The 14169-nt window shown below is 67.4% G+C and carries 15 protein-coding genes; 10 read left to right on the top strand and 5 right to left on the bottom strand.

Features of this window, described 5'->3' with window-relative positions; genetic code table 11:
• Nucleotides 1-6 precede the first annotated feature (6 nt).
• On the bottom strand, nucleotides 7-585 hold the full coding sequence (locus LGY53_RS14435; protein WP_167479152.1) for a YdcF family protein: 579 nt from the start codon (nucleotides 583-585) through the stop codon (nucleotides 7-9).
• A 295-nt stretch (nucleotides 586-880) separates the two neighbouring features.
• Between LGY53_RS14435 and LGY53_RS14430 the strand changes: the two genes are divergently transcribed.
• Nucleotides 881-1759 (top strand): NAD(P)-dependent oxidoreductase, encoded by an 879-nt coding sequence (locus LGY53_RS14430; protein WP_225727175.1) that lies wholly within the window; start codon nucleotides 881-883, stop codon nucleotides 1757-1759.
• Nucleotides 1760-1768: 9 nt separating this feature from the next.
• Here LGY53_RS14430 and LGY53_RS14425 read toward each other — a convergent pair whose 3' ends face one another.
• Nucleotides 1769-2446, bottom strand: a complete 678-nt coding sequence (locus LGY53_RS14425; protein ID WP_225727174.1) for an MBL fold metallo-hydrolase — start codon at nucleotides 2444-2446, stop codon at nucleotides 1769-1771.
• Between the two features lie 78 nt (nucleotides 2447-2524).
• Here LGY53_RS14425 and LGY53_RS14420 point away from each other — a divergent pair, with 78 nt between their 5' ends.
• Nucleotides 2525-4801 (top strand): TPM domain-containing protein, encoded by a 2277-nt coding sequence (locus LGY53_RS14420; protein ID WP_225727173.1) that lies wholly within the window; start codon nucleotides 2525-2527, stop codon nucleotides 4799-4801.
• A gap of 103 nt (nucleotides 4802-4904) precedes the next feature.
• Nucleotides 4905-5738, top strand: a complete 834-nt coding sequence (locus LGY53_RS14415) for a MerR family transcriptional regulator (protein WP_225727172.1) — start codon at nucleotides 4905-4907, stop codon at nucleotides 5736-5738.
• Nucleotides 5739-5742: 4 nt separating this feature from the next.
• Here LGY53_RS14415 and LGY53_RS14410 read toward each other — a convergent pair whose 3' ends face one another.
• The gene (locus LGY53_RS14410) at nucleotides 5743-7287 is read right to left on the bottom strand and encodes a molybdopterin-dependent oxidoreductase (protein WP_225727171.1); all 1545 of its coding nucleotides are present in this window, start codon (nucleotides 7285-7287) and stop codon (nucleotides 5743-5745) included.
• A gap of 473 nt (nucleotides 7288-7760) precedes the next feature.
• On the opposite strand from LGY53_RS14410, the gene LGY53_RS14405 reads away from it, so the two are divergent.
• Both LGY53_RS14405 and LGY53_RS14400 read left to right on the top strand, forming a co-directional pair.
• Entirely contained in the window at nucleotides 7761-8156 is a 396-nt protein-coding gene (locus LGY53_RS14405; protein ID WP_167473396.1) for a PPOX class F420-dependent oxidoreductase, read from the top strand.
• Nucleotides 8153-8761 carry a TenA family protein gene (locus LGY53_RS14400; protein ID WP_225727170.1) on the top strand — a complete coding sequence of 203 codons (609 nt, stop codon included), beginning with the start codon at nucleotides 8153-8155 and terminating at the stop codon, nucleotides 8759-8761. The genes LGY53_RS14405 and LGY53_RS14400 overlap by 4 nt, the downstream gene beginning before the upstream one ends.
• Nucleotides 8762-8766: 5 nt before the next feature.
• Here LGY53_RS14400 and LGY53_RS14395 read toward each other — a convergent pair whose 3' ends face one another.
• Complete coding sequence (locus LGY53_RS14395) at nucleotides 8767-9684, bottom strand: NADP-dependent oxidoreductase (RefSeq protein ID WP_225727169.1); 918 nt, start codon at nucleotides 9682-9684, stop codon at nucleotides 8767-8769.
• A gap of 115 nt (nucleotides 9685-9799) precedes the next feature.
• Between LGY53_RS14395 and LGY53_RS14390 the strand changes: the two genes are divergently transcribed.
• On the top strand, nucleotides 9800-10207 hold the full coding sequence (locus LGY53_RS14390; RefSeq protein WP_225727168.1) for a DUF1707 domain-containing protein: 408 nt from the start codon (nucleotides 9800-9802) through the stop codon (nucleotides 10205-10207).
• 50 nt (nucleotides 10208-10257) lie between these two features.
• Here the strand turns inward: LGY53_RS14390 and LGY53_RS14385 are convergent, their stop codons facing one another.
• Nucleotides 10258-11649, bottom strand: coding sequence for a glycine--tRNA ligase (locus LGY53_RS14385; RefSeq protein WP_308102887.1), 1392 nt, complete (start codon nucleotides 11647-11649; stop codon nucleotides 10258-10260).
• Nucleotides 11650-11862: 213 nt separating this feature from the next.
• Between LGY53_RS14385 and LGY53_RS14380 the strand changes: the two genes are divergently transcribed.
• From LGY53_RS14380 to LGY53_RS14365, 4 genes are all read left to right on the top strand, one after another.
• The gene (locus tag LGY53_RS14380; RefSeq protein ID WP_225727166.1) at nucleotides 11863-12189 is read left to right on the top strand and encodes a hypothetical protein; all 327 of its coding nucleotides are present in this window, start codon (nucleotides 11863-11865) and stop codon (nucleotides 12187-12189) included.
• Between the two features lie 124 nt (nucleotides 12190-12313).
• Entirely contained in the window at nucleotides 12314-12661 is a 348-nt protein-coding gene (locus LGY53_RS14375) for a helix-turn-helix transcriptional regulator (RefSeq protein ID WP_167473391.1), read from the top strand.
• Between the two features lie 3 nt (nucleotides 12662-12664).
• Nucleotides 12665-13102, top strand: a complete 438-nt coding sequence (locus LGY53_RS14370) for a Fur family transcriptional regulator (RefSeq protein WP_225727165.1) — start codon at nucleotides 12665-12667, stop codon at nucleotides 13100-13102.
• 136 nt (nucleotides 13103-13238) lie between these two features.
• The gene (locus LGY53_RS14365; RefSeq protein ID WP_225727164.1) at nucleotides 13239-14159 is read left to right on the top strand and encodes a hypothetical protein; all 921 of its coding nucleotides are present in this window, start codon (nucleotides 13239-13241) and stop codon (nucleotides 14157-14159) included.
• Nucleotides 14160-14169 lie beyond the last annotated feature (10 nt).

The following is a 14169-nucleotide window of genomic DNA, read 5'->3' as shown; positions in this document are numbered from 1 at the left end:
CGAAACTCACTGCCCCGCTGTGTATTTGAAGTCCGCCGAGAAGTGGGTGAGCCGGTACCACAGCAAAGCGCCGGTCTCCCTGGCGATTCCGTGCGCCTGCGATTCCCTGGTGTAGACCGCGGGGCCGGTGCGGGTCGGCGCGGTCCACGCCGACACGCCCTGGTCGCGCATCATGGTGCGGGTGCGCAGCGAATGCCACGGATCGCTCACCAGCACCGCTGAGGACATATCGCGCGCCTCCATCGCCACCGCGACGGCCTCGATACTGCGCAGGGTGTCCGATCCGGTTTCGACGGCGAGGATCTTGTCCCCGGGTATGCCACGGTTTTGCAGATAGTTCTTGCCCGAGGCGGCCTCGGTGTAGAGGTCGCCCTCCTGTTTGCCGCCGACGGTGATCACCTTCGGCGCGACGCCGAGCCGGAAGAGCTTGTACGCCTGGTCGAGTCGCGCCTCGAATACCGATGACGGGGTGCCCGAATACTGCGCGGCGCCGAGCACGACGATGGCGTCGGCCTTGGTGTAGTCGTCGACGCGGGCGACTTGCCAGACCCGGAACGCGGTCCCGCCGACCAGCACCACCGCCATGAGAACGGCACCGGCGAGCAGCCGCCGCGTCCAGCGCGCCAATCCGGCGCCGACGCCGCGCGAGAGGCCGGTGTGCCCGGCCGATGGGCTGCGCTGCAGTGCCGAATCCACTCCCCAAGTCTGCCAGGTCGGTCTCGGCACCGAAGCATCTCGGGTGGCAACCAACACTTACCAAATGGTGAGTATTGAACAAATTAGTAGGTACTTGCTCCAAATGGAGTGCGGCGACAAGTATCGAATTCGGCGCCGAATCCATCCAGCCGGATCTCCGGCCAACCCCACCAAGGAGTGAACAATGGCGGATTCCCCGCGCATCTCGGTACTCGGCCTCGGCGCGATGGGCGCGGCGCTCGCCGCGACCTTCCTGCGGGCGGGATACCCGACGACGGTGTGGAATCGCACCCCCGGCAAGGACAGCGAGCTGGTCGCGGCGGGCGCGCACGGTGCACCCGACCTCGCCGCGGCCATCGAGGCGAGCGAGGTGGTCGTCGCCTGTCTGTTCGACCATAACTCGGTGCACGAGACCTTGGATCCGGTGGCCGCCGACCTGAGCGGCCGAATCCTGGTGAACCTCACCAGCACCCGTCCCGAAGAGGCCCGCGAACTCGCGAATTGGGCCGCGGCCAACGGTATCGAATATCTCGACGGCGGCATCATGGCCACCCCGAACCTCATCGGGCAGCCCGTCGCCGCCATCTACTACAGCGGTTCCCAACGCGTATTCGACGAGCTGCGAACGGTTTTGGAGGTGCTCGGCACGACCGAGTACTTCGGCGAAGACCCGGGTTACGCGTCCACGGTCGATTTCGCGCTGCTGGCCGCGATGTACTCGATGTTCGCCGGGGTGTATCACGGTGCGGCCATGGTCCGCTCGGTCGGCATGTCGGCCGAGGATTTCGCGCGCCGCGCCGCGAACTTCCTGCCCGCCATGACATTCAACCTGCCGAGGGCCGGAAAACGTTTCGACAGCGGCGATTACACGCGGCCGGTGCAGGATCTGCGGTTCGCCAAAGCGGCGCTGGACGCGATCGTCGCCGCCAGCCGCGACGCCGGGGTCGACCTCGACATCATCGGCGCGGTGCGCAATCTCATCGATCGGCAAATCGCGAACGGGCACGGCGCGGACAGCTACGAGCGGATGTTCGAAAGCCTCAACCCGCCGCGCCGGCCCTGATCGCGTTGGCTACCAACCGCGTTCGCGCCATTCGCCCAAATGCGGACGCTCGGCGCCGAGCGTGGTGTCGTCGCCGTGGCCCGGGTAGACCACCGTATCGTCGCCGTAGCGGTCGAACAGCTTCGTCGTCACGTCCCGGTACAGCGAATCGAAATCGGCCGGATTCTGCGTCTTCCCGACCCCGCCGGGGAATAGCGAGTCACCGGTGAACAGGTGGGTCCGGCCGTCGGCGTCGGTATAGGCCAGCGCCACCGAACCAGGCGTATGACCCACCAGGTGGATGACGTCGAAGCGCAGCGCGCCGATCTCGATGACGTCCCCGTCGGCCAGCAGCCGTGCGGGCTGAACCGAAAGGGGCTCGGCGTCGAGTGCGTGCGCGGCGGTCGGCGCGCCGGTGGCGGCGGCCGTCTCCTTGAGCGCGAACCAGTGGTCCAGATGTTGGTGGGTGGTGACGATCAGGCGGACCTGTCCGGGCGCCTCCTGCACCACCAGCTCGGCCAGGCGATCCGGCTCGTTGGCGGCGTCGATGAGCAGCGCCGCACCCGAATCGGTGTCCTGGATGAGATAGCAGTTGTTGTCCATCCGTCCGACGGACAGTTTGACGATCCTGGCGCCGGGCAGATCGCGCTGCTGCGCATTCGAACCAGGCGATACGTGACCGGTGTACGGGCGGTCGATGGTGATCACCCCGTCGATGCTATTCGAGTCCCTCGCGTGACGACGGGCTTCGCCATCCGGCACCCGAACGGGCGCTAGATTCGTGCCATGTCCGCGCGGAATCGTCGCGCTCGCCGGTCCGTATCGGCGGCGTTGAGCGTTCTGGTCGCCGGTGCCGCCATGCTGGGCGCGCCGGTGGCGTCGGCCGAACCGCCGGTGCGGTTGGGCACCTACGTCGTCGATTCGGCACAGGCCCTCGACAGCGCACAGCTCGACCGGGTCCGCGGCGCCGTCGACAACCTGTACGCCGATCAGCAGTTGCGCCTGTGGATCGTCTACGTCCGCGATTTCGCCGGACTCGGCCCGCAGAACTGGGCCGAGCAGACCGCGCGCAAATCCGGATTCGGCAATCGCGATCTGCTGCTCGCCGTCGCGACCCAGGATCGGGACTACTGGTTCTACGGCGAATTACCCAGCAGCATAACGGATTCCGATCTCAGCGACCTGCTGGTCGGCCAGGTGGAGCCCGCGCTGCGGGACGGGCGATGGGCCGACGCCGGTGTCGTCACCGCCAACCGCATCGATACCGAACTGCGCGGGCGCACCATCAGCGCGGGCGCCCTGCTCATCGTGGGTGCGGTGATCGCGGCCGCAATCGCGGGCTTCGCGCTCTATTCGCGTCATCGCAGCCGGGACCGGGCCCGCGCCGAACTGGCGGCGGCCCGCAGGGTGAATCCGGACGACAGCGTCGCCCTCGCCGCGCTGCCGCTGGACGCGCTGCACGCCAGATCACGTGAGGCATTGGTGGAGTTGGACAACGCGATCCGCACCAGCTCCGAGGAATTGGAGCTGGCGGCAGGCGAATTCGGCGCAATCGCGGCCGCACCGTTCCGCACCGCCCTCGATCACGCGAAAGATGCCGCCGCCAAAGCATTTTCGATCCGTCAGCGACTCGACGACGAAATCCCGGAAACCCCCGACGAACAGCGCGCCCTGCTGGTGGACCTGCTGGGCACAGTCGGTCGCGCCGACCGCGAACTCGATGCCCAGGTAACCGAATTCGACACGATGCGCAACCTACTCATCGACGGCCCCGCACGCCTCGACGCGCTCACCCGCGATTTGGTCGCACTCACCGGCCGAATACCCGCCTCCGAGGCCGAATGGACGAGGCTCACCGGCACCCTCAACGAAGCCGTCCCGAGCCAGCGCCGAGCCGAGCCCCCACCCGAAGCACTCGCCAACGAGCCGAAGTCCTCTCCCGACCTCCGCCGAGCCGAACCCCAACCCAGGACACTCGCCATCGGGCGAACGTCCATCGCCAGCCAGCGCCCGGCCGAACCCCAATCCAGGGCACTCACCGACGAGCGGACGTCCGCCCCCAGCCAGTACCGGGACGAACCCCAGTCCGAGGCGTTCGCCGACGAACGGGCGTCCGTCCCCGCCCTCCGCCAGCCCGGGCCGCCGCATCAGGCACCCGCGTATCCTGCCGAGGCGCTTGCCCCTATCGCGGACAACATCAGTATGGCGCGCGAGCGGATCGCCTTCGCGGAGCAGAACATAGACGCCGGGCGTGCCGCACTTGCCCGCCCGGTGGGCGAACAGGGCGCTGCGGTCGGCGCTATTCGCGCTGCGGAAGCCGCTGTCGGGCAGGCGAATTCGCTGCTCGACGCGGTCGACGGGTTTGCGGCTGATATCGAGCAGGCCCGCGCGGGCATACCGGCCGCGCTCGACGGGCTGCGCCGCGAAATTGCCGAAGCCACCGGGCTTTCCGACTATGGTGGGGCGGAACTCGCCGCTGCGGTCGGCGCCGCGCAGGACGCGTTGGCTGCGGCGGCCGCGAAGGCGGCGATCGATCCGCTCACCGCCTTCCACGATGCGGTCGCCGCCGATGGCGAACTCGACCGCGCCGTGGCCGCCGCCACCGATCGCAAGCTCGCCGCCGAGGATTTGCGGCGCAGGCTCGAACACGCGCTCACCGATGCGGGCGCCCGGGTGAACGCCGCTGCCGATTACATCACCACTCGCCGCGGCGGCATCGATGCCGAGGCACGCACCCGGCTGTCCGAGGCGCAGCGCAACCTCGATCTGGCCCGCCGGCTCGCATCGACCGATCCGCAACAGGCCATCACCCACGCTCGAACCGCCGCCGACCTCGGCGGACGCGCCCTCGCCTCGGCACAGGCCAGCGTCCGTGCCTGGGCGGCCGCGCAGCCACCGTCCGGGACCGCCCAGGCCGGGGCGGTACTCGGCGGCATCCTCATCGATGGACTGCTGCGCGGCGCGGGCACCGCCTACCGCTCCGGACCCACCGGCGACTACGGCGCGGCCTCGTACGGCGGCTCACAAGGTTCCCGCCGGATCGGTCGCGGCGGACGATTCTGAACACCTGCTTGCCCACCCATCCGCCACCCGATCACCCCCCCGATCGAATCGCTCCTCGATCCTTGACTCTCACACCGTGTGAGCCCCTAAACCGGAGACCGTCATGTTGAGTATCGGAGACTTCGCCAGACACGGACGGGTATCGGTCCGCATGCTGCGTCACTATGACGCGATCGGGCTGCTGCGCCCGGTGCGGGTCGATGCGGTGAGCGGCTACCGCTATTACCAGGCCGCGCAGTTGGCCAGGCTCAATCGCATTGTCGCACTGAAGGATCTGGGCTTCACGCTGGAACAGGTCGGCCGGATCCTGGACGAGAAGGTGGGCGCCGCCGAGCTGCGCGCCATGCTCACGCTGCGCCGGGCCGAACTCGAGCAGCGCATCGCGGGCGATCGGGCACGGCTCGTCCAGGTCGAATCGAGGCTTCGGGTGATCGAACAGGAGGGCATCATGCCCGATCACGATGTGGTCGTGAAAACCGTTGCGGCAGTGCGGGTCGCCGAATTGAGTGCGGTTGCTGACGGTTTCGAGCCGGCCGCGATCGGCCCGGTGATCAGGCCGCTTTTCGGCGAACTCTACAAACGCCTGGAGGCGGCGCGGACCATGCCCGTCGGCCCAGGTATCGCCTACTACGAGCCGAATCCGGACGGCAGCGTCGTCGTGCACGCCGGTATGCCGGTGCATATCGCGCCGGGTGAGGCGCCGGAGCCGGGTGAGGTGCCGGACGTCACGATCACCGATCTCCCGGAGATACAGGCGGCCACCATCGTGCACCACGGCAGCATGGACAACGCGCTGGAACCCGTTCAGGCACTTGGCTTGTGGATCGAGTCCAACGGCTACCGTTCGCTCGGCGCGCCGCGGGAGGTCACCCTCGAGTTCACCGAGGATCCGAGCGGTTGGGTGACCGAATTCCAGGAGCCGATCGTCGCGATATGAGCGTTCAGACCCGCACCGTAAGAGTGTGGTAGCCAGCGGGTCCGTTCGGGAACGGCGGGCGCGCAGCTCCCTCCTGCACCTGGCCGTCGTTGCCGACCGCACGGGCCTGGACGACATGTTCGCCGGGCGGCAGCGGCAGCGTGATTCGCCAGCGCCGCCACGCCGCCGGTGCCAGCTCGGCACCGAGATCGGCTGTCAGCCAGTCCCCTTCGCCTACGCGCAGCTCCACCCGCGCGACGCCGTTCGGCGGCGCCCACGCGACACCGGCCATGGTCGTCGTGCCCGCGGCGATCCGGCCGGGTGCGGCGACATCGATGCGGGCCTGCGGCGAAATCCACAGCGGTCCATGGGGCCAGCCGCGCCGCCACCAGTAGTCGACCTGGCTGTCGTCCGTGATCTCCAGCCCGGTAAGCCATTTCGCGCCCGTGTACTGGCCGTAACTGCCGGGAACGATCACCCTGGCCGGGAATCCGTGCTCGGGCGGCAGCGGCGCGCCGTTCATACCGATCACCAGATAGCCGGGCCATTCGCCGGTGCGCAGCGGTTCCAACGGCAACGAGATCGTGTAGCCGTCGACCGCCTTGGTCACCAGCCGGGTGGCTTTGTCGTCGGGCAGCGCGTGTGCGAGCAGTTCGGTGAGCGGCACACCGAACCAGCGCGCGTTACCGACCCGGCCCTGCCCGGGACGATTGTGCACGCACACCATCACCGCATCGAATTCGACGGCGTCCAAAGCCAATTCGTTGAGCGACAGGCGCAGCGGGTGGGCGACCATACCGGTGACGGCGAGCCGCCAGCGGTTCGGATCCAGCCGCGGCGGGCGCAGGTTCACATCCGCGACGTAGAAGCGCTCGTTCGCCGTGTACAGCGCGGGCAGACCCGGCTCGTCCTCCAGCCCGTCCTCGGGGACGACGCCGAGCGCGCCCATCGGCCCGACCGCGCGAATCAACTGCTCCTGCTTGTGATCCCGCGCCCGTTGCGCCCGCTGGGCAACCGCGAGCAGACCAACACCGGCCGCCGCATACGACATGGTGCGGGGCCATCGACGGCGTGAATCGGCAACGCCACCAAGAAGTTCCGCCGAACCGCCGAGCGATTCGACCAACAGCGAACCGGCCGAGCCGGACAACTCGGCGGAACCGCCCCGCGCAACGGAACGCCCGCGCATCCCCAATCCGAGTACACCCGCGGACGCGATCGCACCGGTGAACGCCGCACCGGACCGTGTCGCCCGCCGCGTCGCCAATGCTGCGGCACCCGCCCCGAACACCGCGGCACCCAGCAACCGAATCCGCTCCGGCAACACCGTCAAGCCGACCGCGGCAGCCACCGCGCCCGCCCCGACCCCGATCCGCGTGACCTCCTTGTCGTACCGCCCCGACAATGCGACAGTCGCCTCCACGACCGGAGTCGGCGCGGCATCGATAAGCGCCCGGCCGACCGTGTCGATCAGCGAATCGCCGCCGACGGCCGCCACCGCCTCGCCAACCCCCAGCGCCGCGAGCCCGACCGCCGCATCGGCGACCGAACCAAATTTCCCGTTCCGCATCGTCGGCACCCACCTCCCACGATCGTTCACGACGCCATCTCGCATGTACCCGCTGAGCCGCACATCATCGGTTCGGACACCGCACGCTCATCAGCACAGTGCCCGAAGAGCCGTCTACCCAGCACACCCCAGCATTCTGCACGAACCCGCCCGGGCCGCAGCGCGGTTCGGGCACCCGCATAGGCATACCCCCGCCTTGGCTCGGCCGTGCGCGGTCTGTGGATGGCTTCGCCGACAGCATCCATCTGGCGCCAAAGGAGGCGGAAGCCCGCATCAAACCCACCGAGGCATGCATGACAGAGGCTCGCGAAATGCAGATTCGCGAGGCCCGCGAAATGCCTCCGTATTCACTCCCGCCGTGCGCGGTCTAAGTACGGCTACGCCGACAACGCCCATCAGGCGCACCTCGCATCCGCTCTCCCATGCGCAGCCTGAAAACGGCTACGCCGACAGCGCTCACTAGGCTGCCGAGCATGAATGACAGCGTCATCCCGGAAAGCCACATCGATCTGCTGACCCGCCCGCTCTACGGTCATCTGGCCACGCTCAACCTCGACGGCACCCCGCAGGTCACCCCGGTATGGCAGATCTGGGACGGCACGCATCTGCGCTTCACCACCACGACCGATCGCCGCAAGGCGATCAATACCAAGGCGAATCCGCACGTCGCGATCAGCATCAACGATCCGGATCAGCCGTACCGCTACCTGGAGGTGCGCGGCGTGATCGAATCCATCGATGCGGATCCCGACGGCGAATTCTTCGATGTGCTGGCGCGCCGCTACGGGCTCGAATATCAACCGCCGGTAGGTGACCACGAACGCCGTGTGATCCTCGTGCTGCGTCCGACGCGCACCACCCACCAGTGAGTCTCGCCGCACGGCTGGAGGCGGCGGGTCTTCCGCTGATCGATGCGCAACTCGCGCACCCGACGGTGGCCGGGATCGCGCGCGGGGATCTACCCGAGCGGGTGTTCCGGTCGTGGCTGGAACAGGATTACCTGTTCCTGCTCGACTACGTGCGGGTGTTCAGCAGGCTGGCCTGGCAGGCGCCCGCCGCGCACCTCGGCGATCTGGTCGACTTGGCGCACGCCACTTTTCACGACGAGCTGACGCTACATCGTTCGCTGGCCGCGGAATTCGGCGCCGACCTGGACGGTGCGACCAAAGACCAACCGTGCCAGGAATATACGGCCTTCCTGCTCGAATCCGCTGCCGACTACTCCGACGGCCTGGCCGCCCTGTACCCGTGTATGTGGGGCTATTCGACGCTCGGCGCGATCCTCGCGCGCAACCCACCGGCCGACCCGCGCTACCGCCGGTGGGTCGACACCTACGCCGACCCGGCCTTCGCCGCCCTCGCCCGCCGCTGCGCCCAGATGCTGGACGAGGCGAACCCGGATCCGGCCCGGGCGGAGGCGCTGTTCGCGGCGGGTATGCGCCACGAACTCGCCTTCTGGACCGTTCCCGACTGAAAAGCTCAGGGACGCAACACGATCTTGCCGTGCGTATGTCCCTGTTCGAGTTCGCGGTACGCCGCCTGCACCTCGTCGAGCGGGTATACGGCGGCGACCGGTACCTCGAGCTCGCCGGACGCGGCCAGTCGGGCCAGTTCGGCGAGCACCTCGACGTTGCCGGCCGCCGCGTTTCCATCGGTCAGCACGCCGTATTCGCCCGCGACCGCCATATCGACGATGGTGTCGATGCGCGCGGCCGGGACGCCGAGTTCGAGGGCCAGATCGAGATAGCCACCGAACGCGTCGATGAATCCGGCGATCCCGTCGGGCGCTTCGGCACGCAATCGATCGGCAAGCCCCGCGCCGTAGGCGACCGGGACCACGCCCACCGAACGCAGCCACTCGTGGTTGCGCTCGCTCGCGATGCCGAGCACCTTGGCCCCGGACCGCCGAAGTAGTTGCACCGCAATGGAACCGACACCGCCGGAGGCGCCTGCGACGACGACCGTCTCTCCCGGCCGCACCGCGAGCGCCCGGGTCGCGCCGACCGCGGTGGTCCCCGCCACGAACAACCCGCCCGCGACCTCCCACGACAATCCCGCGGGCTTCGGCGTCACCTGATCGGCGGGTGCGGAAACGTGCGTGGCGTGGCTGGCCCGCTCATGGGTGAATCCCAGCACCTCGTCGCCCACCGCGAAGGCCGAAACCCCTTCGCCCACTTCGACGATTCGCCCCGCGAAATCGGATCCCTCACCCGAGGGAAAGGTGGCGGGCCACAGCGCGTGCAACGCGCCCGTGCGAATCTTGGCCTCGCCCGGGTTGATTCCCGCCGCGACCACCTCGACAACCACCCGCCCGGGTCCCGCCGCGGGCGTCGGCACATCGACGACCTTCAATTCCTCGATCGCGCCGTATCGCTCGAACTTCACCGCTCGTGCCATCACATGTCCTTTATTCGTGCTTCCAGGCATCGACCGTCAACCACACGCCGCCCGCGGATATTTCCGGCGGAACAAGGACTCGCACTCACGCCCGCCCGATCCTACGCTGGCATCCGTGGGTCAGGAGAATCTGCGGGCGTCCGACGGCGACCGCGAGAAGATTGTCGAACAATTGCGGCTGGCCATGAACGAGGGCAGGCTGAGCCTGCACGAATTCGACGACCGGCTCCAAAAGGTCTATGCCGCAAGGACATACGGGGAATTGCAACCGGTGCTCGCGGATCTGCCCGTACCCCGGGACAAGAAGGTCCGGCTGGATAAGCAGAAGCGGTCCGGGGCGGTGCCGCAGTGGGTGATCATCATGTGGATCCCCTGGGTCGCGGTCAACATACTCATTCTGGCCATCTATCTGGCCACCGGCGCGGGCTACTTCTGGCCGTTCTGGGTCGAGGTGCCGTGGGGTTGCGCATTGCTCATCCCGACCGCCATCGGCATTGTCGTGAACAAACCGAAATCCGCGTAGCGCATCGGCGAAGCGCTTTCCGGAATGGAAAGCGCTTCGCCGAAATACGCTCAGGCGCCGAGCAGGTGCTGCGCCAGGTAACCCTCGACCCGGTCGAGCGAAATCCGTTCCTGCGTCATCGAATCCCGCTCGCGCACGGTGACCGCCTGATCCTCGAGCGTGTCGAAATCGACGGTGATGCAGAACGGGGTGCCGATCTCGTCCTGGCGCCGGTACCGGCGGCCGATCGCGCCCGCGTCGTCGAATTCCACATTCCAGTTCTTACGCAGTTGCGCCGCAAGATCTTTCGCCTTCGGCGTCAGATCGGCGTTGCGCGACAACGGAAGTACCGCCGCCTTCACCGGGGAGAGCCGCCGGTCCAGCCGCAGCACCGTCCTGGTGTCGACGCCGCCCTTGGCATTCGGCGCCTCGTCCTCGGCGTACGCGTCCACCAGGAACGCCATCAGCGAGCGGGTCAGACCCGCGGCCGGCTCGATGACGTACGGGGTGTACCGCTCGTTGGTGGTCTGATCGAAGTAGCTCAGGTCGGTGCCGGAATGTTCCGAATGGGTCTTCAGGTCGTAGTCGGTGCGGTTCGCGACGCCCTCCAACTCACCCCATTCGCTGCCCTGGAAGCCGAAGCGGTACTCGATATCGACCGTGCGGGTCGAGTAGTGCGAGAGCTTTTCCTTCGGGTGCTCGTAGAGGCGCAGGTTCTCCGGGGTGATGCCCAGGTCGGTGTACCAGGCCAGCCGGGTGTCGATCCAGTACTGGTGCCACTGCTCGTCCTCACCCGGTTTGACGAAGAATTCCATCTCCATCTGCTCGAATTCGCGGGTGCGGAAGATGAAGTTGCCCGGCGTGATCTCGTTGCGGAAGCTCTTGCCGATCTGCGCGATACCGAACGGCGGCTTCTTGCGCGCGGTGGTCATCACGTTCGCGAAATTGACGAAGATGCCCTGCGCGGTCTCCGGGCGCAGATAGTGCAGACCCTCCTCGGATTCGATCGGGCCGAGGTAGGTCTTGAGCATCATGTTGAAGTCGCGCGGCTCGGTCCATTTGCCGACGGTGCCGCAGTCCGGACACGCGACGACCTCCATCGACACCGAATCCGGATCGTCGATTTTGTTCTTGGCGGCGTACGCCTCCTGCAGGTGGTCCTGCCGGTGCCGGTGATGGCAGTTGAGGCATTCGACCAGCGGATCGTTGAACACGCCGACGTGACCGGAGGCCACCCACACCTGCCGGGGCAGGATCACCGACGAATCGAGGCCGACGACATCCTCGCGGCTGGTGACCATCGAGCGCCACCACTGCTTCTTGATGTTCTCCTTGAGCTCGACGCCGAGCGGACCGTAGTCCCACGCCGACTTGGTGCCTCCGTAGATCTCACCGCACGGGTACACCAGCCCCCGGCGCTTGGCGAGGTTGGCAACGGTGTCCACCTTCGACTTGGGTGCCACGCGAGAATTCTCCATCCACTGCGAGTCGGATTCGTCCGGCCCGGATCCGGGCCGCGTCCCTATAGCGTATCGGCCGTGTTCCACCCGTTATCTCCGTGGGTCCGGCGTGGTCAGCTCGAATTTCCGCGCGGGCCGTCGCGCTTGCGCCGAAGGTGCGCGCCACCTGAAAGGATGGGACGATAACGAATCCGGTCTTACCCGTGAGGTGGGTCCATGACGGAGATTCCGCCCGAACTGTTCGATGCCCGCTGGGCCGCCCGCGCCGAACGGCGCGTGCTGCGCCGCCACCGGTGGGCGCTGCGGCGCGAGCGCTGGTCCGCGCGCAGGCGGCGCATCCGCTGGCACTACCCGGTGGTGCTCGTCGTCTTGCTGCTCACCCCGTCGAGCCTGGTGTGGTTCACCGCGAACGCTCTGTTCGGGCCGAGCGCGCCGGATCCATCGGTGCCGTCCAAGGTCGCGGTCACCTCCGCGGGCACCCCTACTCCTGCCGCGCCGACCCGGGCCGAGCTCCCGGCCGCGGCCGATCCCGGCCGTCGATAGTCGTTGGCCCGCAGGCGATCCGGCCGCGGGGAATGAGGTACATCACACCGGATAGCGCGCGCCACGTTTGACATGCGCAATTATGCATATCAAAATGGGATCGCTTTCCAATAAGGAGTATCCCATGACCACCGAGGCCACCACTCACCCACACAACCCGTACCGCTCCCCCGCGCCCGCGCCGGTACCCGCGCGGACCGTGCTGGAGGACGCGGGGGAACTGCTGCGGGCGCTGGCCGCACCGGTCCGCATCGCCATCGTGCTGCAGCTGCGCGAATCGCCACGCTGCGTCCACGAGTTGGTCGACGCGCTAGGGGTCACCCAGCCGTTGGTCAGCCAGCATCTGCGCATTCTGAAATCGGCCGGCGTCGTCCACGGTGAGCGGTCGGGACGCGAGGTGCTCTACGAACTCGTCGACGATCACTTGGCGCACATCGTCGTCGACGCCGTCGCGCATGCCGAGGAAGGGTAATTCGTGCCAGACAAGACCGTCGCACCCACCAAACCGGTCGGAGTCCGCAGCACCAGACAGCGCAGCGCCATCGCGGCGCTGCTCGGCGATATCGATGAATTCCGCTCCGCGCAGGAATTGCACGACGAATTGCGCCGCCGCGGTGAGGGAATCGGGCTCACCACGGTTTACCGGACCCTGCAGTCATTGGCCGACGCCGGAATGGTCGACGTACTGCGCACCGATTCCGGCGAGTCGGTATATCGGCAATGTTCGAGCGGACACCACCACCATCTGGTCTGCCGACACTGCGGCCGCACCGTCGAGGTGGAGGGCCCGACCGTGGAGGCGTGGGCCGAATCCATTGCGGGCCAACATGGTTTCACCGAGGTGAGCCACACCATGGAGGTCTTCGGCACCTGCCGCCCGTGTGGTGTGGAAGGACACCGGTCCGCTCAGTGAACCGCGCCTGGTTAACGCGCGGCCTTCCGGCGAAGATTCCTTTGCGAATCCGCACTTTGGGGTTTGGCAAAATCTTCTGGGAGGCATCGTGCGTTCGACCATGCAAAAATTCGGAACCCGCCGGATTCTCACTTCGGTGGGGGCCGTAGCGCTGATCGGTTTGGCGCCAACGTTTTTGACGGCGTGCAACGACAAGGACTCCGGCAGCCCGGTTCCGGCGTCGGCGCCGGGCACCGTCGCGGGCAAACCGCAGACGGGCGGGCAGACGGGCGCCCCGAGCGGGCAGTCGACGGTGCGCACCGTCGGAAAGACCGGCTGGTTCGAGGGTTTCGCCATCACCGTCGACAAGGCGACCGTGGTGCCGGACCAGTCCGGCGGCAGGCTCGTGCTCGACCTGACCTACAAGAACCTCACTACCGAGAACAAGACGTTGAGCACCAACGCCTATCTGCAGATCGGTGGTCAGATCGATCAGGCGGCGAGCTTCGACAGCCCGACCGTGCCCGGCCAGGGTTCGGCCGCGGGCAAGATCACCACCTCGGTGCAGCCGGGAACCGATGCCGATCACCTGCTCGACACGGTGATCGTGGTGTTCGGGCAGACCTCGGACAACCAGACCAAGATCCCGCTGCAGACCGATGCACAGGTGGAGAGCGTGCAGCCGAAGACGCTGGCCGTCACCGGAACGCTCGTCCAGGATCAGACCACGATCCAGGTCACCGGCGGCACGCTGCGCCCCAGCTACACCAAGAACGAGCACGGTAAGTACGAACTCGCGCTGCACGTGAAAATCATTGGCGGCGCGGGCATTCCGGCGGGCGGCGCGAATATCTTCAACGAATACTTCGCGGTGAAGACACCGGACGGGCAGAGCCTGGTCGCCGACGACCGCACCCCGATCAACGAGTTGCTGGAGAAGGGCCAGACCATCGACAACCCAAAGGATGTCGCGACCTTCCTGGTCGCCGCCCCCGGCACCGGCAACTACGTCTTGACCTATAACGCCAAGAAGGAAGCGGACCCCGCGGCCCCGACCCTGTCGTTCACCGTCAACTGATCACACACCG

Origin of the sequence: Nocardia sp. JCM 34519.1, from assembly GCF_020361265.1 — a bacterium.
Lineage (GTDB): Bacteria > Actinomycetota > Actinomycetes > Mycobacteriales > Mycobacteriaceae > Nocardia > Nocardia arthritidis_A.
Note: the sequence above shows the minus strand (reverse complement) of the source record. Positions and strands in the feature narration are given on the sequence as shown.